This window comes from Mycobacterium colombiense CECT 3035 (assembly GCF_002105755.1).
GTDB classification, from domain to species: domain Bacteria; phylum Actinomycetota; class Actinomycetes; order Mycobacteriales; family Mycobacteriaceae; genus Mycobacterium; species Mycobacterium colombiense.
The window spans coordinates 1,514,563-1,538,449 of the sequence record NZ_CP020821.1 but is presented as its reverse complement, the minus strand read 5'-3'; the positions used below and the strand labels follow the sequence as shown (position 1 = coordinate 1,538,449).

Annotated in this window: 22 protein-coding genes and 3 pseudogenes; 14 read left to right on the top strand and 11 right to left on the bottom strand. The window is 67.8% G+C overall.

Annotation, left to right across the window (positions count from 1 at the left end):
- Nucleotides 1-37 precede the first annotated feature (37 nt).
- Entirely contained in the window at nucleotides 38-2,647 is a 2,610-nt protein-coding gene (locus B9D87_RS07230; protein ID WP_007770900.1) for a sugar epimerase family protein, read from the top strand.
- 16 nt (nucleotides 2,648-2,663) lie between these two features.
- Here B9D87_RS07230 and B9D87_RS07225 read toward each other — a convergent pair whose 3' ends face one another.
- The 6 genes and pseudogenes from B9D87_RS07225 to B9D87_RS07205 form a co-directional block, all read right to left on the bottom strand.
- On the bottom strand, nucleotides 2,664-3,104 hold the full coding sequence (locus B9D87_RS07225) for a hypothetical protein (RefSeq protein ID WP_007770901.1): 441 nt from the start codon (nucleotides 3,102-3,104) through the stop codon (nucleotides 2,664-2,666).
- A gap of 14 nt (nucleotides 3,105-3,118) precedes the next feature.
- Nucleotides 3,119-3,814: a hypothetical protein gene (locus B9D87_RS07220; protein ID WP_040629802.1), complete on the bottom strand. Its 696-nt coding sequence runs from the start codon at nucleotides 3,812-3,814 to the stop codon at nucleotides 3,119-3,121.
- Nucleotides 3,811-3,939: a hypothetical protein gene (locus tag B9D87_RS27700; protein WP_007770904.1), complete on the bottom strand. Its 129-nt coding sequence runs from the start codon at nucleotides 3,937-3,939 to the stop codon at nucleotides 3,811-3,813. Before B9D87_RS27700 ends, B9D87_RS07220 begins: the two co-directional genes overlap by 4 nt.
- Nucleotides 3,940-3,954: 15 nt before the next feature.
- Complete coding sequence (locus B9D87_RS07215; protein ID WP_007770906.1) at nucleotides 3,955-4,764, bottom strand: CbbQ/NirQ/NorQ/GpvN family protein; 810 nt, start codon at nucleotides 4,762-4,764, stop codon at nucleotides 3,955-3,957.
- Nucleotides 4,765-4,786: 22 nt separating this feature from the next.
- Entirely contained in the window at nucleotides 4,787-6,325 is a 1,539-nt protein-coding gene (locus B9D87_RS07210; RefSeq protein WP_007770909.1) for a nitric oxide reductase activation protein NorD, read from the bottom strand.
- A 164-nt stretch (nucleotides 6,326-6,489) separates the two neighbouring features.
- Nucleotides 6,490-7,199 (bottom strand): annotated as a pseudogene (locus B9D87_RS07205) (hypothetical protein).
- A gap of 298 nt (nucleotides 7,200-7,497) precedes the next feature.
- Between B9D87_RS07205 and B9D87_RS07200 the strand changes: the two are divergent.
- Nucleotides 7,498-8,598, top strand: a complete 1,101-nt coding sequence (locus B9D87_RS07200; protein ID WP_040629804.1) for an NAD(P)H-dependent amine dehydrogenase family protein — start codon at nucleotides 7,498-7,500, stop codon at nucleotides 8,596-8,598.
- A gap of 21 nt (nucleotides 8,599-8,619) precedes the next feature.
- Here the strand turns inward: B9D87_RS07200 and B9D87_RS07195 are convergent, their stop codons facing one another.
- Nucleotides 8,620-9,219, bottom strand: coding sequence for a TetR/AcrR family transcriptional regulator (locus B9D87_RS07195; protein WP_007770917.1), 600 nt, complete (start codon nucleotides 9,217-9,219; stop codon nucleotides 8,620-8,622).
- Between the two features lie 207 nt (nucleotides 9,220-9,426).
- Here B9D87_RS07195 and B9D87_RS07190 point away from each other — a divergent pair, with 207 nt between their 5' ends.
- The 3 genes and pseudogenes from B9D87_RS07190 (at nucleotide 9,427) to B9D87_RS07180 (ending at nucleotide 12,113) form a co-directional block, all read left to right on the top strand.
- Entirely contained in the window at nucleotides 9,427-10,215 is a 789-nt protein-coding gene (locus B9D87_RS07190) for an SDR family NAD(P)-dependent oxidoreductase (RefSeq protein ID WP_007770918.1), read from the top strand.
- 65 nt (nucleotides 10,216-10,280) lie between these two features.
- Nucleotides 10,281-11,363 (top strand): NAD(P)H-dependent amine dehydrogenase family protein, encoded by a 1,083-nt coding sequence (locus tag B9D87_RS07185; protein WP_007770919.1) that lies wholly within the window; start codon nucleotides 10,281-10,283, stop codon nucleotides 11,361-11,363.
- Between the two features lie 136 nt (nucleotides 11,364-11,499).
- Nucleotides 11,500-12,113: pseudogene (locus B9D87_RS07180) on the top strand (hypothetical protein).
- 11 nt (nucleotides 12,114-12,124) lie between these two features.
- Here the strand turns inward: B9D87_RS07180 and B9D87_RS07175 are convergent.
- A complete protein-coding gene (locus tag B9D87_RS07175; protein WP_007770921.1) occupies nucleotides 12,125-12,754 on the bottom strand; it encodes a TetR/AcrR family transcriptional regulator in 630 nt (209 codons plus the stop codon).
- A gap of 92 nt (nucleotides 12,755-12,846) precedes the next feature.
- Here B9D87_RS07175 and B9D87_RS27400 point away from each other — a divergent pair, with 92 nt between their 5' ends.
- Together B9D87_RS27400 and B9D87_RS07165 are read left to right on the top strand one after the other, a co-directional pair.
- Nucleotides 12,847-14,061: a cytochrome P450 gene (locus tag B9D87_RS27400; RefSeq protein WP_007770922.1), complete on the top strand. Its 1,215-nt coding sequence runs from the start codon at nucleotides 12,847-12,849 to the stop codon at nucleotides 14,059-14,061.
- Nucleotides 14,058-15,025, top strand: a pseudogene (locus tag B9D87_RS07165) (SDR family NAD(P)-dependent oxidoreductase). The gene B9D87_RS27400 and the pseudogene B9D87_RS07165 overlap by 4 nt, the downstream one beginning before the upstream one ends.
- Here the strand turns inward: B9D87_RS07165 and B9D87_RS07160 are convergent.
- On the bottom strand, nucleotides 15,015-15,689 hold the full coding sequence (locus B9D87_RS07160; RefSeq protein WP_007770927.1) for a hypothetical protein: 675 nt from the start codon (nucleotides 15,687-15,689) through the stop codon (nucleotides 15,015-15,017). The pseudogene B9D87_RS07165 and the gene B9D87_RS07160 overlap by 11 nt on opposite strands.
- A 79-nt stretch (nucleotides 15,690-15,768) precedes the next feature.
- Here B9D87_RS07160 and B9D87_RS07155 point away from each other — a divergent pair, with 79 nt between their 5' ends.
- The 5 genes from B9D87_RS07155 to B9D87_RS07135 all read left to right on the top strand — a co-directional run bounded on the left by B9D87_RS07155 (nucleotide 15,769) and on the right by B9D87_RS07135 (nucleotide 20,878).
- Entirely contained in the window at nucleotides 15,769-17,286 is a 1,518-nt protein-coding gene (locus B9D87_RS07155; RefSeq protein WP_007770928.1) for a carboxylesterase/lipase family protein, read from the top strand.
- 18 nt (nucleotides 17,287-17,304) lie between these two features.
- The gene (locus B9D87_RS07150) at nucleotides 17,305-19,317 is read left to right on the top strand and encodes a DUF7064 domain-containing protein (RefSeq protein WP_007770929.1); all 2,013 of its coding nucleotides are present in this window, start codon (nucleotides 17,305-17,307) and stop codon (nucleotides 19,315-19,317) included.
- Nucleotides 19,318-19,812 (top strand): gluconokinase, encoded by a 495-nt coding sequence (locus B9D87_RS07145; protein WP_007770930.1) that lies wholly within the window; start codon nucleotides 19,318-19,320, stop codon nucleotides 19,810-19,812.
- Between the two features lie 67 nt (nucleotides 19,813-19,879).
- Nucleotides 19,880-20,269 carry a TA system antitoxin ParD family protein gene (locus B9D87_RS07140; RefSeq protein ID WP_007770931.1) on the top strand — a complete coding sequence of 130 codons (390 nt, stop codon included), beginning with the start codon at nucleotides 19,880-19,882 and terminating at the stop codon, nucleotides 20,267-20,269.
- Between the two features lie 30 nt (nucleotides 20,270-20,299).
- Complete coding sequence (locus B9D87_RS07135) at nucleotides 20,300-20,878, top strand: ATPase (RefSeq protein WP_007770932.1); 579 nt, start codon at nucleotides 20,300-20,302, stop codon at nucleotides 20,876-20,878.
- Between the two features lie 22 nt (nucleotides 20,879-20,900).
- Here the strand turns inward: B9D87_RS07135 and B9D87_RS07130 are convergent, their stop codons facing one another.
- Complete coding sequence (locus tag B9D87_RS07130) at nucleotides 20,901-21,968, bottom strand: DoxX family protein (RefSeq protein ID WP_052002472.1); 1,068 nt, start codon at nucleotides 21,966-21,968, stop codon at nucleotides 20,901-20,903.
- 101 nt (nucleotides 21,969-22,069) lie between these two features.
- Between B9D87_RS07130 and pncA the strand changes: the two genes are divergently transcribed.
- Nucleotides 22,070-22,630, top strand: a complete 561-nt coding sequence (pncA, locus tag B9D87_RS07125; protein WP_007770935.1) for a pyrazinamidase PncA — start codon at nucleotides 22,070-22,072, stop codon at nucleotides 22,628-22,630.
- On the top strand, nucleotides 22,630-23,430 hold the full coding sequence (locus tag B9D87_RS07120) for a ketosteroid isomerase family protein (RefSeq protein ID WP_040629807.1): 801 nt from the start codon (nucleotides 22,630-22,632) through the stop codon (nucleotides 23,428-23,430). The genes pncA and B9D87_RS07120 overlap by 1 nt, the downstream gene beginning before the upstream one ends.
- Before the next feature lie 12 nt (nucleotides 23,431-23,442).
- On the opposite strand, the gene B9D87_RS07115 is transcribed toward B9D87_RS07120, so the two are convergent.
- Nucleotides 23,443-23,793 carry a DoxX family protein gene (locus tag B9D87_RS07115; protein WP_040630279.1) on the bottom strand — a complete coding sequence of 117 codons (351 nt, stop codon included), beginning with the start codon at nucleotides 23,791-23,793 and terminating at the stop codon, nucleotides 23,443-23,445.
- Nucleotides 23,794-23,887: the final 94 nt, after the last annotated feature.

Sequence of the window (23,887 nt, the reverse complement as noted above, 5' to 3'; positions counted from 1 at the left end):
GATGAGGAGGAGCGGCGCAATTGAGTGAGGGCTCTTTGTGAGAATCGCGGTCACCGGGGCCGGCGGCGTGCTCGGCCGCGGCCTCACCACCCGGCTGCTGAGTGCAGGCCACGATGTCGTCGGCCTCGCGCGCCGGAGGCCCGACAGCTGGCCGAGCGCAGCGCAGTTCGTCGCCGCCGACATCCGTGATGCCACCGCCGTCACACGCGGCCTTGCCGGCGCGGACGTCGTCGCGCACTGCGCATGGCAGACGAGCCCCGGAGCTGATGACGGGACGAGCTCGCAGGTCAACATCGACGGAACGGCCAATGTCCTTGCGGCGGTGGTAGACACGGGCACTCGTCGCATCGTCTTTCCGTCGTCGGCACACGTGTACGGCGGCGGAGATGCGCCGAGGACCGAGCACGACGCGACAACCCCGGCCGGCACCGATGGCCGGCACAAAGCCCGGGTCGAACAGATGCTTGCGGAATCCGGCATGGAATGGATCGCGATCCGCTGCGCGCTGATCCTCGGCCGCAGTGTCGACAATTGGGTGCGCCGAGTGCTGGCGCTGCCGGTGTTCCCCGACGAATCGCCCGACCGGCGCATCCAGGTCGTCCACCTCGACGACGCGCTTCGGCTGTTCGACCGGGCGATCGTGGACGCCGAAATCGGCAGTGGTCCGGTTAATCTCGCTGCACCGGGCGAGCTGACCTTCCGGCGCATCGCGGCGACGCTCGGACGCCCGGTGGTGCGGTGGGGCCCGGGGCGGTCCGAGCTGCAACGAGTGCACGGCGCCGCATTCATGGACACTGCGCGATTGCGTGACCAGTGGGGATTTCGGCCGGCGTGGAGCTCCGGTGAATGCGTCGAGGATTTCGCGCTCGCGGTGCGCGGACGGGTCACCATCGGCAACCGAGTGATATCCCTACCGTGGCGGATGGCCACCATCGACGACCTACCGTCAGTCGATGCGCCCTCCGAGGACGGCGTGAAGCCCGATTGGGCCGGCCCGGCAGGGGATAACGGAGAATTCGACACCCCGATCGACCCGCGCTTTCCGACCTTCCTGGCCACCAATTTGTCGGAGGCCCTACCCGGCCCGTTCTCTCCGGCGTCGGCGTCGGTGACCGTGCGGGGGCTGCGCGCCGGCGGCGTGGCGATCGCCGAGCGGCTTCGGCCCGGCGGGATCATCCAGCGTGAAATCGCGATGCGCACCGTTGCGGTGTTCGCGCACCGCCTCTACGGCGCCATCACCTCGGCGCACTACATGGCCGAGGTGGTCCCGTTCGCCAAGCCCGCGATGATCGTCAGCAACAGCGGGTTTTTCGGCCCCAGCATGGCCGCACTTCCCGTCTTCGGTGCGGAGCGGCCGCGCGCCGAAACCGGCCGCCTCCGAAAGCTACTGCGCACCCCGCGCAACATCGGCGTGTTCGGCGTCAACCTGATCGGCCTGTCCGCCGGGTCGTCGGCGGACACCCATGAGTTCGTTGCCGATGTCGATCGACTGGAACGCTTGGCCGGCGACGACGTCACCCAACTCGACACTCGCAGGCTGCTCAGCCTGATCTCGCTGGCGCGCGACGAGGTTGTGCACGGCTGGGTGCTGGCCTCGGCGTCGTTCATGCTGTGCGCGGCGTTCAACGTGTTGCTGCGGGGACTGTGTGGGCGAGACACCGCCGCACCGGCTGGGCCGGAATTGGTCAGCGCCCGCTCGGTCGAGGCGATGCAGCGGTTGGTGGTTGCCGCGCAGCGCGACTCCAAAGTGACTGCCCTGCTGGCCGAACCGGGGGAGCGGCTGGGGAAGCTGGCCGTCGAGGCCCCCGAGTTCCACGCGGCGGTGCTGGCCGAGCTGGCGCTGATCGGCCATCGAGGCCCGGCCGAGCTCGAGATGCTCTCGACCAGCTACGCCGACGATCCCGAGTTGCTCGTCCGCATGGTGACCAGGGCGATGAGCGCGGCTCCCACGCCGCCGCCGTCGCCTCCCCGGATCCCTCTGCGGGCCAAGCCTGTTGCGCGCGTGGCGGCACGCCAGCTGCGCGATCGCGAAGTTCGGCGCGACAAGGTGGTGCGGGCCAACTGGGTGCTGCGTAACTTGATGCGCGAGTACGGCCGCAGGTTGGTCGAAGCCGGGCTCTTCGACAGCGTCGACGACGTCTTCTATCTGCTCGTCGACGAGCTCGATGCACTTCCGGCGGATGTCGCCTCGCTGGTGGCCCGGCGCCGCGCCGAGCAGCGCCGCCTGGTCGCCATCTCCCCGCCCACGGTGTTCAGCGGGAGCTGGCAGCCCACCGAAGCCTTTCCGCCACCCCTGACCAGTGGCGACACCCTGCGCGGCGTCGGCGTCTGCGGGGGACGGGTCCGCGGCCGGGTGCGCATCGTGCGTCCCGAAACCATCGACGATTTGCAACCCGGGGAGGTCCTCGTCGCGGAGGTCACCGACGTCGGCTACACCGCGGCGTTCTGCTATGCCGCCGCGGTGGTGACCGAACTCGGCGGCCCGATGTCGCACGCGGCGGTGGTGGCCCGCGAATTCGGCTTCCCCTGCGTCGTCGACGTCCAGGGGGCCACCCGGTCATTGCCGCAGGGCGCGCTCATCGAGGTCGACGGCACCACCGGCGAGATTCGGGTGCTCGAGCTGGCCGCGGATGACTCGCTGAACTAGTCGAACTCCAGCCCCGTCATGGGTGCGACGCCGCCTGTTGCTGGGCCGCTTGGCGGGCCAGCCGGTCGTTGTGGATCTTGACGAGTTCGCGGAATCCCAGCCGATGATATTTCGGTATCGGCTGAATGCCCCACACGTCCTGCGCGGTCGCCTTGCCCTCGGCGCCCTCGGGCGGCCCGAACGGTGGGTAGGGGTACTTGCATTCGAGCGTGTCGTTGGAGTACCGGATCTTGAGTAGCTCACTGCAGATCTGGGTGAGGCTCAGCGTCGGGTAGCCGTAGTAGACGGCCATGAACGGCAACGTGAACGCACCCTCGATCACCAGGGCCACCAGGCATACCAGCACGGCCCGCTTGATCCATTTGTGCATCCGCGCGTAGTACGGCGTCGTCCCCGGCTCGAGTTCGGTGCTCGGGTCTTTGACTTCGGTGGACGCCGGTGTGGAAGGGCTTGTCATGGCACGACTCCTTGCTAGTCGGAGAAGATTTCGCGATTGACGGTGTGCAGATAGGGGATGGCGAGGAATGGGGTGATGTAGAAGATGTCATAGAGCCACCAGCCGATGACCGGGAAGACGACGCCCGCGTACCGCACGTCGGCGAACATGGTCATGTTGAAGACGTAGGCCGACCAGATCACCACGCCCATCCAGCACGTGACGACCATCCACTGATGACCCCACCGCTTCATCTGCAGGAAGCCGATCGCCGCGGCCACCCGCATGGAGAAGACCGTGAGGATCAGGCCGGCCACATAGGCCTTCTCACCCGGACCGGCGGCGCCGCCGACCCAAAGTTCGTTGTAGTGCCAGAAATAACCGGCGTCGAACATGTTGCCCCAACCGACCATCAGCACGCGGTTGATCAGCGTGTGGTTGGCCACCAGGTCCAGGGCCCAGCCCAGGCTGTTGAGCATTCCGTCGATCAGCACCAGGTAGCCGATCAGGGTGACGATCATGGGCCGGACCGACAGCCCGGCGCGCAGGGCCTGGCGCTGCAGCCACACCCCGCGCATGAATATGGGAAAGCCGATCAGGCCGGGCGCCCACATGCCCATCAGGCCGGCGCCGACGATCATCCACTTATCGGCGCGGCGCTGGGCCTGGCGGGATTCGTCGTGATGATCCTCGAGGCCCACCGAATCCGCCTGCGCCGCAGGCAGAGTCACAGATCCCACCACCCGCGCGCAAACGACATGTAGAGCTGGACGCCGAACATCGCCAGGAGGTAGCCATAAATGAAGATCTGGAAGATGATGAGCGCCCTCTTGCGCTTCTCCTCTTGTCGGTCCATGCCGGTTGCTCCTTTCTACGAACTGCTCGACGCGTCTGATGTGTCCGGCGCGCCCAGGCTGGCGGCCGCGACTTCACGGAGGCCGTCGGTGACGGCGCCGTCGGTGCTCAGCGGCGCGAGTATGCAGGCGTCGGCCGCATCCAGTTCGGTTGCGCCGGCGGCGATCAACTGAGCGGCCGTGACCAGCACCCGCGTCGACGGCGGCTCGAAATGGAATGCTTGGTCGGCGGTGCGGATCGCGACCGCGCAGGCGACCAGCCGCCGCGCCGTGGCCAACGGGATTCCGGATTCGGCGACGATCACCTCCGCCTCGCGGTCCGGCGGCAGGTAGTGCATTGCCAGCGTGGCAAAGCGTTGGCGGAACGACGGTTTGAGCTCCTTGAGCGAGCTGCGGTAGGCCGGGTTGTAGGAACACACCAGCATGAACTCGCCGGGTGCCTGCACAACCTCGCCGGCGCGGTCGAGGTACAGCGACCGCCGGTGATCGGTGAGCGAATGCAGAATCGCCAGGGAGTCGTGGCGGGCCTCGACGACTTCGTCGAGATAGCAGATCGCGCCGGCTTTGACGGCCCGGGTCAGCGGGCCGTCGGTCCAGACGACGTCGCCGCCGGTCACCATGAAGCGGCCGACGAGGTCGGAGCTGGTCAGGTCGTCGTGACAACTGATGGTGAGCACCGGCCGCTGCAGCAACGAGCCCATGTGCTCGACGAAGCGAGTCTTGCCGCAGCCGGTCGGACCGGTGAGCATCACCGGGATGCGCCGGTGGAAGGCCTGCTCGAACAGCTGAACCTCGTTGCCGTTAGCGAAGTATGTGTCGGTCGTCATCTCTTCCTCAGCAGGCCGGCGCTCACGCGGCGACCAGTTCACGGTGGACATGGGCCAATACCCGGGGCAGCTCCTCGATGCGCCGGATCCGCTGCGAGCGGCGAGGCCCGAACACCTCCGGCAGCGGATCGACGCGGGTGGGTCCCACCCCCACGTAGTAGATCGAGACCCCGGCCTCGTTGGCCTCCTCGACCGCGTGCGCGGTATCGGCCCAGGCGTACCGGCCCTCGTATCCCTCGTCGGAGATCAGTCCGTCGCCGATGACGATCAGCAGGCGGCGCTCGCAGGGCTGCGCCAGCAACCGGTTCGTCAAATGCCGAAGCGGGGCACCGAGTCTGGTATAGCCGCGAGTGGACAGGCCGAGCCCGCTCGGCGGCACGAACCGACGGTCTTCGAAGTCCTTCAGGCAGCGGACTTCGACGCGATGGCGGGTGTTGCCGGTGAAGACGAACACGCCGTGCCGTTCGCGCGCCAGCGTCATGGCTCGCGAAAGCGCGTCGGCACAGGACAATTCCAGCCGGAATACGCGCCCGCCGTGCACCCCCAGCGACGAACTGCCGTCGAGCAGCAGCGCCGTGGTGACGTCGCGGCTGCTGGGCAGCAGGTCGCGGAACACCTTCGGCTCCTTGGCCGCGCCGGTCGCCAGATCGATGTAGTGGCTGACGTATTGGTCGACATCGAGGTCGGAGCCGTCCTCGAGGCGGCTCGTCATCGCGCGGTGGGTGTGTTCTTCGAACCACTTGCGGACGTCGACGGCCACCGGCATGGTGCGGCGCGCGTGCCCGGCGTCGGCGTGCTCGACCCGCTCTATCAGGGCGACGTGGTCTTGCATGAATCGTTGTGTCCACATGTTCCATTCGGGATAGGGGATCCCGGGCCGATGTTGCGGTGTGACGTCGAGATCGTTGTCCTGCGGCCGGCTCGGCGGCGGCAGGTTGGGGTTGCGGACGCCGCCGTCGCCGCCGACCGGGACCGAGTACGGCCGCGGCAGCCGCTTCTGTGTTGTGGTCCAAGGCATCCTGCCGAAGCTGCGCCGCAGCCGGTCGGCCAGTCCGTGCGGCGCGGTGTATGCCGGCGGCAACGAACCCAGCAGGGGATGAAGCGTCAATTCCTGGCGCGTGGCCGCCAATGCGATTGCCAGGTCGAACATCTCAACGGCAGGCATGTCGCCGTTTTCGATGTGGACTTCGGGCAGCCATCGTCGAGCTTCGGGCAGCAGGCCGGGCCACCGCGACGCGATCCAGCCGAGCGCGACGCCGGCCTCGACCAGCGTCAGCGCACGCAGCTCGCGGGCCGAGAGCTCATGGAGGCGATATTGGGTGACGCGTTCTTTCGACGGCGAACACTGCAGCGCCACACCGCAAGTCAGGGTCCTGCGTGTCCAATCCGATGGGGCGGGGTACGGGACATGAACGAACGTGAGCGCCGCGTTCACACCGAAACCCCGCCGCTCACCGGTGACCAGGCGGACGCCTTCACGACGTTGGTCGCTCAGGGCGACCGCCGTCACGGAGCAACCCCGTTCCAGCGCCATCGCATGGATGTCGGACTGGTTAATCATCGGCGAATCCGCGGTTCAGAACGTGCCGATGTTGGAGAACAGCCAGTACCAGAACCAGATGATCAGCCCCGTGCCGCCCCAGGCGGCGACGTAGCGAAGGATCTCCCATAGATAGCCCATGATGTGACTTCCTCGGTGGCGTAGTGGGTTTCAGGTCGCGCATTTCAATCGGAGAAGAGTTCGCGGCTGACCGTGTGCAGGTAGGGGATCGCCAGGAACGGGGTGATGTAGAAGATGTCGTAGAGCCACCAGCCGACGACCGGCAGCACGACTCCGGCGAAGCGCACGTCGGCGAACATGGTCATGTTGAAGACGTAGGTTATCCAGATGACCACGCCCATCCAGCAGGTGATGACCATCCACTGATGGCCCCAGCGCTTCATCTGCAGGAAGCCGATGGCCGCGGCGATGCGCATGGTGAAGACGGTCAGGATCAGGCCGACTTCCAACGCCTTTTCCCCGGGCCCGGCCGCGCCCCCGACCCACAGCTCGTTGTAGTGCCAGAAGTAGCCGGCGTCGAACATGTTGCCCCACCCGTTGAGCAGCACGCGGGCCAGGATGGTGTGGTTTGCCACCAGGTCGAGGGCCCATCCGACGGTGTTGATCGCGGCGTCGATGATGACCAGGTAGCCGAGCAGCGTGACGAGCATCGGCCGCACCGACAGGCCGTCGCGTTGGGCCCGGCGCAACAACCGCACCCCCAGAGGAATAGCGGCAGGCCGAAGATACCCAGGGCCGCGGTGCCGATCAGCAGGCTGCCGGAGATGAGCCATTTGTCGGCCTGGCGCTGCGCGAGTTGTGAGCGGTCCAGGTGCTCGTCGATGGTCAGAGCCGTTGACGCGGCGCCGGTTGACTCGAGCTTCGGCAGGTTCACGAACCCTCCCCGTCATCGGCACTGATTGGATCGGCGTCTGCACTATAACAGGCTGACTACAGTCAGCATAAGTCGCTGGTTTGAGTAAACACGCGGTCGGACCATTCAGACCGTGGTCGGGCGGTCAGCGTTGCCATTACCTGATAAAACGGCGAGACCGGCGTCGAACGCGGCCCCGTGGGCCGTAGCGACATGCTCGGTCTACTGACGAAAGTCAGCTCAGGATCGTTGACACGCCGTTGCTGGGACGCCTACGCTCAGCGGGCGCTCAGCCGTTCCGGCCCGCAAAGGAGTAGCAATGACGCCCGACGCCCCGGCCGAGAAAAGATATCGCGTAATCCAATGGGGCATAGGCAATGTCGGGACAGTGGCATTGCGCCATTTCGCGCATAACCCCGCCTTCGAGGTGGTCGGCGTGCTGTGTAACCGCCCGGAGAAGGTGGGCAGGGACGCCGGAGAACTGGTCGGTGTCGCGCCGATCGGGGTGCTGGCGACCACCGACAAGGAGGCGATCGAAGCGCTCGACGCCGACTGCGTGTTCTACGCGCCGCTATGGTCGGATCCCGAGGAAGTCTGTCGGTTATTGCGTTCGGGCAAGAATGTCGTTGCCTCCGGCGGTGCCTGGTGGTTTCGCACCGAGCACAGCCAGGCGGACATCGACAAGATCGACGCGGCGTGCCACGAGGGCGGGACGTCGTTTCATGCCGGTGGCGTCAACCCGGGATTCGCCGGAGACCTGCTGGTCCTCACGCTGGCCCGCATCGTCAGCCGAATCGACGCCATCCATATCTACGAGGTGGTGAATTTCGGCAAGGACACGTTGAAGTATCTCTACGAGATGGGAATGGGAGCTACCCCCGAGGAGTTCCATGCCGGGCCCAACCTGCTCGGCAACGCCTGGCCGTTGTTCGCTCAATCGATGGCCATGGTGGTCGACGGCTTTGGCAAGACGGTCGACGAGTACACCACCGAGGTCGAGTTGGGAACCGCGATCCGCGACATCCCGTTTGAGGGAGGCCCGACCAGCGACATGCCGGGCTTCAAGGGCGCCATCAAGAAGGGCACCGTCGCCTCGCAGCATCACAAGTGGATGACGTGGGTCGACGGCAGGCCGTTGATCACCTTCCACGAGATGTACACGATGGATGAATACGATGCGATTGACCCGCAACCGGATTGGGGCGGGCACTATCATTACCGCATCGTGATCGCGGGCGACGAGCCCACCGAGCTGATCCTGCAGGCGCCCGCGGATCCGCAGGGTAATTACCCCAAACCGGGCTACACCTGGACGGCGATGGGCCCGGCGAATACCGTTCCGGCCGTGTGTGATGCCGCGCCGGGTTTCCTGACGCACAGGGAGCTCGGGTTGGTGCCGTTGCTCGGCGTAGTCCGCTAGCGCGCCAAAGACGCTGCGGCGTCAGGGCTTCAGGCTGCGCAACGTCCTCGCCACGAAGTCCTCCAGCAGGGTATGCCCCGTGGGCCAGTGGTTGGTGGTGATCAGCAGCGCGTAGAGGCCCAGCAGAAAGAACACCGCGCTGTTCATCGGATTGACCTCTTGGTCGGTCTCACCGCGCTGCTGGGCAATCTCGATTTCGCGGGCGACCAACACGATCAACGGGTGGTCGCGGCCGTCCTCGGTCTGCGGACGGGTTTGGGAGAAGTGCAGCGCGAGAAAGTCATTGAAGAGCAGGTCGCCCAGCCGGCGTTCCAATCCGACCACCAAGCGGACCGCCTCGTTCAACGCGGAAGCGAGATCATGCGTGGACTTGAGGAATTGCGCGAACTGTTTGGCAATCCGTTCCTCTTCGCGCCGCTCCAGCTCCAGCAGCACGTGCTCCTTGGTGGGGAAGTGGAAGAAGAACGTGCCGTGGGCAACTCCGGCGGCGGCGACGATCGAGCTGACGTCGGCCTCGGCCATGCCGGCGCGAGCGAACTCCGCGATCGCGGCCCCCATCAAACGCTCGCGCGTCTGCAGGCGCTTGGCTTCTCGCGCCGACGGCCTGTCCGTCACAGCCATTGCCAGTCCTCACGGTTGACCTGACTCATGTCGAAGTGGCCAGGCTCAATCAATCATTATGCCGTGCCGGCGCCAGAAACGCTTGCATAACTTGACCATTCTTGGGGCCGTTCAATGATCGCCGGTATCCGCCGCGGCTCTTCATTGACTTTAGTCAGTAATCTCCTTAGATTGAACGGCGCACACACTCGGTCGAGGGAGTCCGGCATGGCATTGGAGCAATTCCGGCTGGATGGACAGGTCGCGATCGTCACGGGCGCCGGGAAGGGTGTCGGCGCGGGCATTGCCCGGGTGTTGGCGGAGGCCGGCGCCACGGTCGTCGGGACGGCACGCACCGAAGCGGATGTCGTTGGCACGATTGCGGGAATCGAGGCCGCGGGTGGCAAGGGCCTGCCGCTGGTCGCCGACGCGATGAGCCGCCCGGACTCGGAGCGCGTCGTGAACACCGCCATGGAGCGGTTCGGTCGCATCGACATTCTGGTCAACAATGTCGGTGGTTCCACCTATGCGCGTTTTCTGGACATCACCGACGAGGATTTCCGGCACACCTTCGACTGGTGCGTGACGTCGGCCTTCATCATGAGCCAGCTCGTGGCCCCGCACATGCTCGCCGCGGGACACGGTTCCATCGTCAACATCTCGTCCGGTTCGGCCCGGTTCGGCATCCGGGCATTGACGGCGTACTGCGTCGCAAAGGGCGGCCTCGAAGCGCTCACCCGCGCCATGGCGCAGGAACTCGCACCCAAGATCCGCGTCAACGCCATTGCCCTGGGCTCTTTCGCCACCGACGGCCTGCGGGGCAGCCTGGACCTGATGCCCGGGTCGCTGGAGAAGATGCAAGAGGCCACGCCGTTGCATCGGCTGGGCGACGTGGAGGACCTCGGGCGGCTGACGGTGTACCTGTCCACGCGCGACTGTTATGCGACCAACGCGATCTTTCACGTCGACGGCGGCATCGACTCGAACAATTCGCCGCTGCCGATACCGGATTACTGACCCTGCGCCGCGTTCGAACGCGTCATGATGGGTCGTCACCCACCGCCAGGAAGACGAGGGCAGCCGTGCGCAGAGTCATCCAATTCTCCACCGGAAACGTCGGCCGGCATTCGTTGCGGGCGATCATCGGCAGGCCGGATCTGGAACTGGTCGGCGTGCACGCCGTCAGCGCGGACAAGGTCGGGCGGGACGCGGCGCAGTTGTGCGGGCTCGGCGAACCGACCGGCATCGTCGCCACCGACGACATCGACGCCCTGCTGGCCCTCGGCGCCGACTGCGTCGTCTACACCTCGCAGGGTGAGACACGGCCGATGGAAGCCATCGAGCAGATGTCCAAGTTCCTTGCCGCGGGCACCAACGTGGTCGGTACATCGATGGTCTGGCTGGTCACCCCCCGCCACGCCGACGATTGGCTGCGGGAACCGCTCGAGCGTGCCTGCGCGGCCGGCAACGCCTCGCTCTACGTCAACGGCATCGACCCCGGGTTCTCCGGTGACACGCTGGTGCACTCGGCGGTCAGTCTGACCACGAGGGTGTCGTCGATCACGGTGCAGGAGATTTTCGACTACGGCAACTACGACGACGCGGAGTTCACCGGTGCCGCAATGGGTTTCGGATCCACTCCGGACGACGACACGCCGATGATGTTCCTGCCCGGGGTGATCGTGTCGATGTGGGGCGGCCAGGTCCGCTCCCTGGCGGACAACCTGGGCATCAAGCTCGACGACGTGCGTCAGCGCGTCGAACCTTGGTACACACCGGAACGGATCGACTGCACCATGATGACGGTAGAGCCGGGGCAGATGGCCGCCGTCCGGTTCGCCACCGAGGGCGTGCGCGACGGCGCGCCGGTCATCACCCTCGAGCACGTCACCAGGCTCACCCAGGCCGCCGCGCCCGACTGGGAATTCCCGCCCCAGGGTCACACCGGGGTGCATCGCGTCGTCGTGGACGGCGAGCCGCGGGTCGAGATCAACACCCACGTTTCCCATCCGCTGTTCGATTCCACTGATGCCGGCTGCATTTCGACGGCCGGCCGGGTCGTCAACGCGATCGACTGGGTGTGCCGCGCTCCGCGGGGCCTCATCGGTGTCGAGGAAATTCCGCTCTCGGCAACCATGCGCGGCGCGATGTGGAAAGAGCGCTAGTCGCCCTTACTGAGATCGCGTCCAGCCCATAGGCTGGGCTCTCTGATGGACTTTTATGTGGCGGCTTTCGCGTGTTCGGGCCACCGGCGCGCGCGGTAACGGATACAAAAGAGCTGACTTCTCGAAGGAGAACCTTATGAAGACGGTGCTCGGCTTGACGGCTACCGCGGTGTTGATCGGCGCGGCGGTGGTGGGCTGCGGCGGGGGCAAGAGCCCCACCGCGTCATCCGGTTCGGCCTCGTCGCCCAGCTCGGCCACCTCGTCGGGCCCCCGGCCAGCGCGTCACCGGGAGCGCCGGCGGACTACAGCAATCTGCTGATCAAGCCGACCGACGTCGGCCCCAACGCCACCGCCGACGGCCCGCCGAGCCAGAATCCCAGCGGCATCACCGGCGTCGGACAGGTTTTCAAGAACCCCGACGGCAAGCGCACCATCATCGACACGATCGCGGTGTTCCCCGAAGCGGCCACGGCCACCCAGACCGCGGCGAACATGCGCGACGTCGTCGGCAAGAAGGTCAACGGGCAGCAGCAGCCCATCGACGTCGGCACCAACGGGTTCATGGTGATCGGGCAGGGCACCGACCCCGCCAACCCGATGGAGATCTCCGAGGCGGTGTTCGTCGAGGGCAGGGCCATGGTCGACCTGGAGTCGGACTGTGTCATCGGCAATCCCACGCCGGCCGACGTCATGCTCGATCTCGCCCGTAAGCAGGACGACGCGGTCAAAGCGGGCCTGCCGGCCGGCTGAACCGCCGCTCGTCACAGCGGCCAGCTGTCCGGCCGCACCTCATAACGCAAGGCCGCGGCCGGAGGCAGCGGCCGACGGTCGCTGACCGAAATCGCGTCGACCACCAGGGCGACATAGCGTCGCCAGCCGTCGCTGCCCGCATCCATGGTCGACAGCACGCCGAACAGCATTGCGACCAGGCGGGGCAGGTCGTCGGTGACCAGGTCGGCGCGAATGCTGCCGGCTCGCTGGCCCGCGCGGGCAAGCTCGCCGAGCGCGGCGTTGAGCGACACCGAGATGTCGGGTGTGAGTGACCCGGCCCGGCGCGCGGCCGTCAGCAGGTGGTGCTCCCGGGCGCCCAGCGAGATCGCGGCTTCGATCAGCGCAGTGAGGCCGCGAAGCGGATCCTTGGCCTGGCGGGCGCGGTCGATCACCGGCGTGAGGTCCTCGGCGATGCTTTGATCCAGGGCGGCGCGGACCAGGTCGGCCTTCGTCGGAAACCTGCGGTAGAGGGTTCGCTCACCGACGCCCGCGCGGCGCGCCACCGCTTCCATCGGGGCGTCCGGCCCCAACTCGCTATAGACCTCACGCGCCGCGCGCAGGATGCGCTCGACGTTGCGCGCCGCGTCGGCCCGCAACGGCCGGTCTTCCACCGCGGTCATGGTGACAGCCTAACTGACGGTTGACTGCCAACTAGGCCGGCTTTACGCTCTACAACTGACAGTCATGTGACACTTAATAGGAAACACGGTCCATGTCAACAACTTCCGGAGCGCGTTCCGACGCCGATCTCCCGGTGCTGCCGCTACCGCGGCCCGCACGCTGCCCGCTCGCGGCCCCGTTCGAATTCGTGGACTGGCGGGCGCAACCCGGGCTCCGACAGGCGATGTTCCAGGGCAACCCGGTCTGGGTGGTGAGCCGCTATCAGGACATCAGGGCGGCACTGGTCGATCCGCGGTTGTCCGCGAAGACTATTCCGGACTCGATCATGCCGAAGGACGAGCAGAACAAGGTCCCGGTGATGTTCGCGCGGACCGACGATCCCGAGCATCATCGGTTGCGGCGCATGATGACGAGCAACTTCACCTTCCGGCGTTGCGAATCGATGCGACCGGACATTCAGGGATGGGTCGACCACTATCTCGGCCAGATGATCGAGGGCGGCGCACCGGCCGATCTGGTGCGTGAATTCGCCCTGCCGGTGCCGTCCATGGTGATCGCGTTGTTGCTCGGGGTGCCGCCCGAAGACCTCGAACTGTTCCAGCGCAACACCACCAAAGGGCTCGACCAGAAATCCACCGACACGGAAAAGGGGCAGGCGTTCGGGGCCATGTACGCCTACATCCAGGAACTGGTGGAGCGCAAAGCGCGCGAACCGGGGGACGACCTGATCAGCCGGCTGGTCACCGAATACGTGTCGACGGGCCAACTCGACAATGCCACCACGGCTATGAACGGCGTGATCATGATGCAGGCCGGGCACGAGACCACCGCCAACATGATCTCACTGGGAACGGTTGCGCTGCTGCAACATCCGGAGGTGTTCGAGCGGCTCGGGCGAACCGACGACCCCGCCGTCGTCGCCAACATCGTCGAAGAACTCATGCGCTACCTCAGCATCGTGCACAGCCAGGTCGACCGCATCGCGACCGAAGACGTGATGATCGGCGGTCAGCTGATTCGTGCGGGGGAGTACGTCATGATGAGCCTGCTCGCCGGGAACTGGGATGCCGAGTTCGTCGACAATCCCGAATCCTTCGACGTCGACCGAAACACCCGCGGACACCTGGGCTTCGGCTACGGCGTCCATCAATGCATCGGCGCGAACCTGGCCCGCGTCGAAATGCAGGTCGCCTTCGCCACGCTGGCCCGCCGCCTGCCGGGGCTCAGACTTGCGGTGCCGCCGGAGCGGCTGAGCTTCAAAGACGCCAACATCTATGGCATGAACGAACTTCCGGTGAGCTGGTGAGCGGCGAGCTGAGGTTTGACGACCAGGTCGCCGTCATCACCGGCGCCGGTGGCGGTTTGGGCAAGCAATACGCGCTGCTGCTGGCCTCCCGTGGTGCACGCATCGTGGTCAACGATCTGGGCGGCTCGGTGACCGGAGACGGCACCGACAGCGGGGCCGCCGACGCCGCCGCGGCCGAGATCCGCGGCCTGGGCGGTGACGCCGTAGCCGACAGCCACAGTGTCACCAGTCCCGAAGGCGGACAGGCGATCATCGACACCGCGCTGAACGCGTGGGGCGAGTCGGCATCGTGATCAACAACGCCGGCATCGTCGGGGACGCACCGTTCGAGGACATGACCGCGGAACGGTTCGAGCCACTGCTGGACGTGCATCTCAAGGGCGCGTTCCACGTGACGAGGCCGGCCTGGAAAGTCATGCGCGAGCAGGGATACGGCCGCATCCTCCATACCTGTTCGGCGGCAGGGGTACTCGGGGCCATCGGCATGAGCAACTATGGGTCGGCGAAGGCCGGATTGATCGGCCTGACCCGGGTGCTGGCCGCCGAAGGCGCCGACCGCAACATCAAGGTCAATGCGGTGGCCCCGATCGCCTTCACCCGGATGCTGGCGCACTCGCTGGACGGCGCCGCGCAACCCGACGACCCCGCCGCGCAGGCGGTGCTGGACGACCTTGTGGGCCAATACCTTCAGAAGCTCGATCCAGCGCTGGTGGCCCCGGTGGCCGCCTTCCTGACCCACCGTGACTGCCCGGTGACCGGGGAGATCTACACCGTTGGCGCAGGCCATGTTTCGCGGTTCTTCATCGGCAGGACGAAGGGCTTCTACCGTCCCGGGTTGTCTGTCGAGGACGTGCGCGATCACCTCGCGGAAATCCGCGACGAAAGCGGCTATACGGTGCCGGGCGGAACCGCCGACGAGATGAGCGAGCTTTTCGCGACCATCATGGCCGGCCTCAGCAACTGAACGCCGTGCCGACCCCGTCCGGCGGTGGCGCCGGCTTCAGGCAGCCGAACGGTTCGATGCCGGCGGGGCCGAACTTGGCCGCCGACTGGTGCGCATAGTTCACGCAATACAGACCGGACTGGTCGGCGCGGCACCGGTAGTCGCCGAACGCCAGCGAATCCCCGTTCGCCAGCTCCGGCCCGTTGCCGTTGATGAACGGACCGGGATCGGCACGCGCGGATCCCACCTGCAGGTTCACCCCGTCGAAGCTGATCCAGCCGCCTTGCCACTGGCCATAGGCTGTCGCGGGCGCCGGCGGCGGGTTGGTCAGCTTGACCAGGCAGGCCAGCGCGTCGCCGGTGTGTTTGGCGTCGGTCATGCAGGAGACCTTGCCCGCCAGCACCGTCAGCGCGGTGTCGTCGCCCAGCGGAGTGGCCGCCCCGTCGCGCGTGGCCGTGTGAAAGCGGCCCGGATCGGCCGGGTGACCGGCCTCGATCCACGCGATGACGTCGGAGATCGCCGCTCCGGCGGCCGGCGCGGCGGCGGGTCCCGGGGACTTGCTTCCCGGCGCGACGGTGCCGGTCGAGGCCTGGGTGGTGCTTCCGCCGGGCCCGGACTGGCCGCCCGTGGTGTGTGAGCACCCGGCGACCAGTATCGACGCGGCGATCAGCGCAGCTATCCGCATTCAGTCAGGCTAACCGCCGCGCCCGGCAATTAAGGCGCTGCGCGCGCGTTACGACCGTCATGTCGGTTACCGTCGGGTTATGCATCAGCGCACTGTCCGCGCACACACGGCCATCGGCACCGTCGAAGGCTTCACCCGCGACGGGGTCACCCGGTGGCGGTCGATCCCGTACGCCCGTCCACCGGTGGGAAATCTGCGCTTCCGCGCGCCGCAGCCGGCCCAGCCGTGGTCGGGTGTCCGGCACTGCCATGGCTTCGGCAACTGCGCGCCCCAGCAGCGCCGCTACACCCTGCTCGGCATGTCGGGGTTGGGGGGCCGCTACCAGCCGATGAGCGAGGACTGCCTCACCCTCAACGTCGTGGCGCCTGAGGGTGCGGCCGAGGGACCGCTGCCCGTCATGGTGTTCATCCACGGCGGCGGCTATTTCCTGGGCAGCTCGGCGACGCCACTGTATGACGGCGCCGCCCTGGCGCGCCGGGGGTGCGTGTACGTATCGGTGAACTACCGGCTGGGCGCGCTGGGATGCGTTGACTTCTCGTCGCTGTCGACACCGGAGATCCGCATCGACAGCAACCTGTATCTGCGCGATCTGGTGCTGGCGCTGCAGTGGATTCGCGAGAACATCGCGGGATTCGGCGGTGACCCGGACAACGTCACCATCTTCGGCGAGAGCGCCGGCGCGTGCATCACCGCCTCCCTGCTGGCCGTGCCAGCCGCCAAAGGCCTGTTCGCCCGGGCGATCTCGGAAAGCCCGGCCTCGGGACTGGTGCGGCCGAAAGAGGTCGCGGCAGAGTTCGCGAACCGCTTCGCCAACCTGCTCGGGGTGCGCAGGCAGGACGCGGCCAACGCGCTGATGCAGGTGTCCGCTGCCCAACTGGTGAAAACCCAACACCAATTGATCGACGAGGGCATGCGAAACAGGCTGGGCGCCTTCCCGATCGGCCCCGTCTTCGGTGACGACATCCTGCCGCTGGATCCGGTGGAGGCGATGCGGCGCGGCGAGGCCCACCGGATCCCGTTGATCGTGGGCACGAACGCCGAAGAAGGCCGGCTGTTCACTCGGTTCCTGGCGATGTTGCCGACCAACGAGACGATGGTCGAAGAGCTGCTGGCCGAGGCGGAACCCGCTATCCGCGAACGCATTACCGCGGCATATCCGGACTACCCGCAGCGAGCGGCCTGCATCCAGCTCGGCGGTGACTTCGCGTTCGCCTCGGCGGCCTGGCAGATCGCGGAGGCCCACGGCGCGCACGCGCCGACGTACCTCTACCGCTACGACTACGCCCCGCGCACGCTGCGCTGGTCGGGATTCGGAGCCACCCATGCCACCGAGTTGCTCGCGGTTTTCGACGTCTACCGCACCAGATTCGGCGCGTTGTTGACCGCGGCCGCGGACCGGCGGGCCGCCTTGCGGGTGAGCAATCAGGTGCAGCGGCGCTGGCGGGCCTTCAGCCGCACCGGCGTGCCGGGGGAGGACTGGCCCGCCTACACCGCCGACGACCGGGCCGTGATGGTCTTCGACCGCAAGTCCCGCGTCGAGTTCGATCCGCATCCGCATCGCCGAATGGCATGGGACGGCTTCTCACTGGCGCGTTGACCTGGCACGCTAACCCTCATGCATGCCGAGACCGAGCAAGTCATCGAACGACCCAGTGACCTCACCGCCTCGTGGCTGGCCGCGGTCATCGGCACCGGACCCATCGCGGACTTCTCGGTGGAACGCATCGGGACCGGCCAGATGAGCGAGTGCTACCGCGTCCGGCTCAGCTATGCCGAGGGCCCGTCGCAGGGACCGGAGTCGGTGGTCCTGAAGGTCGCGGCCACCGACCCGGTCAGCCGGCAGACCGGGCTGGCGCTGGGGCTCTACGAGCGGGAGGTGCGGTTCTACGGCGACATCGCGCCGCGGCTGGGTGGGCCCGTCGCGCCCTGCTATCACGCGGCCGTCGACACCTCGACGGGCGTGTTCGATCTGCTGCTGGGCGATGCCGGTCCGGCCGTTGTCGGCGATGAAATCGCGGGCGCCACAGTCGAACAGGCCCGCCTGGGGGCCGTCGAACTGGGGCGGCTGCAGGGGCCGCTGCTCGGCGACGCCTCGCTGGCCGAGGCGCCGTGGCTCAACCGCGAGCCGCCGCTGAACCAGGCCATGATCACCCCGCTGTACGCGGGTTTCGTCGACCGCTACGGCGACCAGATCGCGCCGGAGCACCGCGTGGTGTGCGAACGCCTGGTGGGCGCCTTCGACGGCTACCTGGGTCAGGAGGCGGAGGCGTCCGAGCGCGGCCGCCTCCAGGGCCTGGTGCACGGCGACTACCGCCTGGACAACATGCTGTTCGGTACCGAGGGCGCCGAACGCGCGCTGACCGTGGTCGATTGGCAGACCGTGTCCTGGGGCCCGGCCCTGACCGACCTGGCCTACTTCCTCGGGTGTGCGTTGTCCACCGAGGACCGTCGGCAGCACTACGACGACCTGCTGCGCGCCTACCACGAGGCGCTGGGTCCGCGGGCCCCGCTCACCCTGGCCGACGTCGCCGACGGAGTGCGCCGGCAGAGCTTCTTCGGGGTGATGATGGCGATCGTCTCGTCGATGCTGGTGGAGCGCACCGACCGCGGCGACCGGTTGTTCATGACGATGCTGCGACGGCACTGCGACCATGTGCTCGACACGGACGCGCTGTCGACCCTGCCGGCACCGGTCGCGCCCGAGCCGTTGCGGCCGTCGGACGAGGACGAACTCGCCCACGATCCCACCGCGGAACCGCTCTGGAGCGAGAGCTGGTACGCCGACTTCGCCGACGTGGCACAGGGATTGGGCGGCTGGTTCCGGTTGGGCCGGGTGGCCAACGAGGGGACCGCCTGGGTGCACGTGCTGTTGTGCGGCCCCGACATGCCGACCGTCGCCGTCGACGCGCAGGTGCCGCTGCCGCCGGACCCGTGGATCGTGCGCACCGACGACGTCGAGCTCGGCCATGCCGCCGAGGCGCCGCTGCAGAGCTACCGCGTCGATGTGCGGGCGCGGGGCCAGGCCTACGCCGATCCGTCCGCGCTGTTGCGTGGGGAGCCGGGATCCCCGGCCGAGCTGACCATGAACCTGGTGTGGGCCACCGATGGCACGCCGTACAAATACGGGTTGACGACGCGCTACGAAATTCCGTGCACCGTCTCCGGCGACGTCACGATCGACGGCACCGGCTACCGTCTGGAATCGGTTCCCGGACAGCGTGATCACTCGTGGGGGGTGCGCGATTGGTGGGGCATGGACTGGATCTGGAGCGCGCTGCACCTGAACGACGGCACCCACCTGCACGGCGTGAACATCCGGATTCCCGGCGCACCCGCGTTCAGCATCGGTTACGAACAGGGCGCCGACGGCAAGGTCACCGAGCTGCAGGTCGTTGATTCGCGAGAGTCGTTCGCAGACAACGGATTACCGCTCAATGCGACCTTGCAGCTCGCGCCGGTGGGGATCACCGCGGACGTGAACGTGCGCGGTCAGGCGCCGGTCCGGCTGGTCGCGACGGACGGGCGGGTCAGCCAGTTTCCCCGCGTGTGGTCGACGATCGGCACGGCCGACGGGCGCACCGGTGTCGGTTGGCTGGAATGGAACCGCAACCTCGGCGACCACACCTAGGTGAGCGGATCGGCCCCCGTCGTGGTGATGGGCGTCTCCGGATCGGGCAAGTCGACGGTGGGCGCGGCGCTCGCGCAGCGCTGGCGCGTCCCGTTCGTCGACGCCGACGCGCTGCACCCGGCGGCCAACATCGCCAAGATGGCCGCCGGTGAACCGCTGGACGACGGCGACCGCTATCCCTGGTTGGAGCGGGTCGGCGATTGGTTGGCGGCCCACCCCGACGGCGCGGTGGTGAGCTGTTCGGCGCTGAAGCGGAAATATCGCGACCGGCTGCGCGCGCGCTGCCCCGGCGTGGAATTCCTGCACCTTTCGGGCCCGGCGGAGCTGATCGGCGCCCGGCTGGCGGCGCGGACGGATCACTTCATGCCGGCCGCGCTGCTGCGCTCGCAACTGGACACCCTGGAACCCCTCGGCCCCGACGAAGCCGGCATGACGGTCGACGTGGGTCCCGGGGTCGACGCGATCGTGGACACCGTCGTGCGGGCTCACGGGTAGCCGGGACCCGCCCAACCGTGTAGCATTATGCTACAGCTTGTAACGGAGTGTTGCATTGGAGGACGCCATGGCCGAGGCTCTCGATCGTGTCACCAGGGTCGCATCCGACCTGATGGACAGCGCGGCGGCTGAGGGGGCCCGGCAGAGCCGCTCGGCCAAGCAGCAACTCGACCACTGGGCGCGGGTCGGGCGAGCGGTGTCCAGCCAGCACACCGCCCCGCGGCGACGGGTGGAGGCCGCTCTGGCCGGCCAGCTCGCGACGAGCGAGCTCACCGTCGAAGAGGGCGTGGTGTTCAACGCCGAGATCTCCGCGGCCATCGAAGAAAGCCTGGCGCGCACCCACTACGGGGCGACGCTGGCCGGGCAGGGGGTCACCACCGTCGCGCTGAACGACGACGGCGAGATCGTCGAGCACCGCCCCGACGGCGCCGCGGTGGTGCTGGCGGGCGGGCGCTGACCCGGCGATCGTCGGCGGTTCGGCGGCCCGATGGACCGACTTGACCTGGTGGTCGGGCCGAACGGCGCCGGTAAATCCACCTTCATCGCCTTCACCCTGGCGCCGCTCTTGCCGGGCAGCCTCGTGGTCAACGCCGACGAGATCGCCAGGCAACGCTGGCCGGAGGACCCGGCCTCGCACTCCTACGACGCCGCGCGCATCGCCGCCGACACCCGCGCCAAGCTGATCGACCTGGGTCGGTCCTTCGTCGCCGAGACGGTGTTTTCCCATCCCTCCAAGCTGGACCTCATCCACACCGCGCGCCACGCGGGCTTCACCGTTGTGCTGCACGTGCTGCTCGTCCCGGAAGACCTTGCGGTGGAACGCGTCCGACACCGGGTGCGGGCCGGCGGCCACGATGTGCCGGAAGTCAAGATCCGCGAGCGCCACCGCCGGTTGTGGACGCCGGTCGCCGAGGCCATCGCCTTGTCCGATCTCGCGACGGTGTATGACAACAGTCGGCTGCGCGGCCCGCGGATCATCGCGCGGCTCAGCGGCGGCCCGACGGTCGGCGCGCCCGAGTGGCCGGCGTGGACGCCGGAAAACCTGCGGGCTCGCTGGCCCGCGTAGCCCTGCGCGCTAGACCCCGCGATCACCAGGACAGCTTGCGGCGGCCGGTCTCGACCTGACCGCCGACGCGCTCGCGCGCGGTGTCGGCCAGCTCGCTGCCGCGCTGACGGGCGGTTTCGGCGAAGTCCTCGCCGCGCGCCCGCGCCGTGCTGGCCAGCTTCTCGCTGCGTTTGCGCGCCTTCTTGGCCAGTTTCTCGCTGCGCTTGCGGGCCTTCTTGGCCAGCGGCGCTGCCCGGTCGGCGGCCTCGTCGGCGAGGTCCTCGCCGCGCTTGCGGGCCTTCTCGGCCAGGTAAGCGGCGCGGTCGGCGGCCTCGTCGGCCCATTCCTCCCCGCGCTTGCGCGCCTTCTTCGCCAGCGGCCTGCTGCGATCGGCCGCGGTGCTGGCCAGTTCGCGGCCGCGTTCGAGTGCGGCCTCGGCGTAGGGCGCGCCACGTTCGGCCGCGGTGCTGGCGAGTTCGCGGCCGCGTTCGAGTGCGGCCTCGGCGTAGGGCGCGCCACGTTCGGCCGCGGTGCTGGCCAGTTCGCGGCCTCGCTCGGCGCCGACCTGCAAGCCGTGCGCGATCCGCTCACCGAGTTCGGAGAAATCGGCGTCAAAGGCCGAGTCGTCAGAACCGGGCCACGCCGACGACACCCGCTCGGAGAGCCGTTCGGCCGCGCGCCGGCCACGCCATCCGAGTGAGGGCTTACCGGCCGTGTCGGCGGAGGCGATCAACAGGCCGCCCAACAGGCTGAGGTCGGTGAGAAATTGTTGGCGTTTCTGGGCTTTGGCCACCGGGTCGCTCTCGTTCCAGAACGAATGCGTTCCGAGGTTGGCCGGCAACACCGTCACCGCGAGCGCCGCCGACGCGATGCGGGGGAGTTTGCCGGTGGCAAGCAGCAGACCGCCGCCGATCTGAACGGCGGCCGTGATCTGCGCGACCGTCTCGGGGTCGCTGGGAATGCTGCTGCTCACCGAATCCGGCAGCGCCTGAAGGCCGTCCACCGCGGGCGCCGCGGCCTCGGCCGCGGATTTCGGGTTGAGCAGTGAATTGACTCCTTGCCCGATGAAAGCCACTGACAACAGGGGTCGCGCGATTCTCCTGAGCACCATGGCCGGTGTATTACCCGGCTGCCTGTCGAGCAAACCGTGGCGTCGATATCCCCAGCTAGACCGCCATAGACAAAGAGATGCACACGGATAGGGTGGAGCGCGTGCGAGCGTTGATCATCGTCGACGTGCAAAACGATTTCTGCGAGGGTGGCTCCGTGCCGACGGCGCGCGGCGCCGCGGTGGCACCCGCGATCAATGACTACCTGTCCTGCGACCCGGGCTACCACTACATCGTGGCCACCCAGGACTACCACGTCGATCCGGGCGATCACTTCTCCGACCGGCCGGACTTCTCGTCCTCCTGGCCTGTGCACTGCGTCGCCGGAAGCGCGGGCGCGAAGTTTCGGCCCGATCTGGACACCCGGCACATCGATGCGGTCTTCCGCAAAGGCGCTCACGCCGCCGCCTACAGCGGTTTCGAGGGCGCCGACGAGAACGGGACGACGCTGCTCGACTGGTTGCGGCGGCGCGGCGTCGACGCGGTCGACGTGGTCGGCATCGCCACCGACTTCTGCGTGCGGCGAACCGCCGAGGACGCGGCGGCTGCGGGCCTGACCACCAGGGTGCTGGTGGATCTGACGGCGGCCTCGGCCGCGGACTCCGCCGCCGAGGCGCTGGCGGAAATGCGCTCCGCCGGTATCGAGTTGGTCGGGGCGCCGTGATGGTGGTGCCGCTGGATCGCGAACATCTGCTCGCCGCCGTGGAGCGCTCGCCGCAGGCGGCCGCCGCCCATGATCGCGACGGGTGGGTTGGACTGTTCACCGGTGACGGCCGGGTCGAGGACCCGGTGGGCTCTCGCCCGCACGTCGGGCGCGAGCAGATCGGCCGTTTCTACGACACATTCATCGGTCCGCGTGACATCAGGTTCCATCGCGATCTCGACGTCGTCGTCGGCACGGCGGTATTGCGTGACCTCGAGCTCGAGGTGGCGATGGGCCCGGCCGTGACGATGTACATTCCGGCCTTCCTGCGCTATGACCTACGAGAAACCAACGGCGAGTGGAAGATTGGCGAACTGCGGGCCTACTGGGAGCTTCCGGCCATGATGTTGCAGTTTCTGCGCACCGGCTCCGGCGCGGTGCGCCCCGCGCTGAGCCTGTCGAAGGGGCTGGTGGGCAACCAAGGCTGGCGCGGGACCGCGGGTTTCATGACCGGATTCCGGCGCGTGGGGGCGCGTCATCAGCGGCTGGTCACCACGTTCCTCGACGCGGTCGCGCGGAAAGACACCTTCGCCGCTGCACGGCTGCTGTCATCGGATGCCGCAATAACTTTGGGCGATCGCGACCCACTCGAACTGGGCGAGCTGGCGGAGCAACTGGGCGGGGCCGGCGCGACCAAGATGATCAGCGCGGGCTCCACCGTCGCGGTGTCGCTCAACTCGGGCCACGGGCGCGCCATCGTGTTCGCCGACGTGGCGTGGCGCGGCAGCGCGATCAATCGGGTCAGGTACTTTCCCGGCTGACCCACGCATGCCTCACCGGACCACCATCAGCGCCAGCGACGCGGCGGACAGGCACAAAAACGCGCCGGGAAACGCGATGTTGTACAGGACGCGTGCCCGCAGATGCGTCGCCACCGCACCGATGAAGAACGCGACCAGTCCGGCCGCGGCGGCGATGCCCAATTCCCGCAAGCCCAGCAGGCCGGCGACGATCCCGACTGCTCCCGCCAGCTTCAGCGCGCCCAGCGCGGGCAACCACGACCGCGGCACCCCGACCTCGGCAGAGTTCGCCAAAACGAAGCGTGCCGGAACGAAGTCGGCGATGGCGATCGCGGCGGTGATGGCGGCGGTGATCAGCGTGATCACAACAAGTGCGGTGCTCATCTGGATCAATCCTTTGTCGCGCAGCGATTTCCGCCGCGGCGGGTCGAATGCGCGCACCGCGAGCCGCGGCGCACAATCGGTAGGGTCATGGTGC

Coding starts and splice junctions, on each gene's coding strand:
- B9D87_RS07225 (WP_007770901.1), bottom strand. CDS start 3,104: ATGACAAGCCCTTCCACACCGGCGTCCACCGAAGTCAAAGACCCGAGC.
- B9D87_RS27700 (WP_007770904.1), bottom strand. CDS start 3,939: ATGGACCGACAAGAGGAGAAGCGCAAGAGGGCGCTCATCATCTTCCAG.
- B9D87_RS07215 (WP_007770906.1), bottom strand. CDS start 4,764: ATGACGACCGACACATACTTCGCTAACGGCAACGAGGTTCAGCTGTTC.
- B9D87_RS07210 (WP_007770909.1), bottom strand. CDS start 6,325: ATGATTAACCAGTCCGACATCCATGCGATGGCGCTGGAACGGGGTTGC.
- B9D87_RS07200 (WP_040629804.1), top strand. CDS start 7,498: ATGACGCCCGACGCCCCGGCCGAGAAAAGATATCGCGTAATCCAATGG.
- B9D87_RS07195 (WP_007770917.1), bottom strand. CDS start 9,219: ATGGCTGTGACGGACAGGCCGTCGGCGCGAGAAGCCAAGCGCCTGCAG.
- B9D87_RS07190 (WP_007770918.1), top strand. CDS start 9,427: ATGGCATTGGAGCAATTCCGGCTGGATGGACAGGTCGCGATCGTCACG.
- B9D87_RS07175 (WP_007770921.1), bottom strand. CDS start 12,754: ATGACCGCGGTGGAAGACCGGCCGTTGCGGGCCGACGCGGCGCGCAAC.
- B9D87_RS27400 (WP_007770922.1), top strand. CDS start 12,847: ATGTCAACAACTTCCGGAGCGCGTTCCGACGCCGATCTCCCGGTGCTG.
- B9D87_RS07160 (WP_007770927.1), bottom strand. CDS start 15,689: ATGCGGATAGCTGCGCTGATCGCCGCGTCGATACTGGTCGCCGGGTGC.
- B9D87_RS07155 (WP_007770928.1), top strand. CDS start 15,769: ATGCATCAGCGCACTGTCCGCGCACACACGGCCATCGGCACCGTCGAA.
- B9D87_RS07150 (WP_007770929.1), top strand. CDS start 17,305: ATGCATGCCGAGACCGAGCAAGTCATCGAACGACCCAGTGACCTCACC.
- B9D87_RS07140 (WP_007770931.1), top strand. CDS start 19,880: ATGGCCGAGGCTCTCGATCGTGTCACCAGGGTCGCATCCGACCTGATG.
- B9D87_RS07135 (WP_007770932.1), top strand. CDS start 20,300: ATGGACCGACTTGACCTGGTGGTCGGGCCGAACGGCGCCGGTAAATCC.
- B9D87_RS07130 (WP_052002472.1), bottom strand. CDS start 21,968: ATGGTGCTCAGGAGAATCGCGCGACCCCTGTTGTCAGTGGCTTTCATC.
- B9D87_RS07120 (WP_040629807.1), top strand. CDS start 22,630: ATGGTGGTGCCGCTGGATCGCGAACATCTGCTCGCCGCCGTGGAGCGC.
- B9D87_RS07115 (WP_040630279.1), bottom strand. CDS start 23,793: ATGAGCACCGCACTTGTTGTGATCACGCTGATCACCGCCGCCATCACC.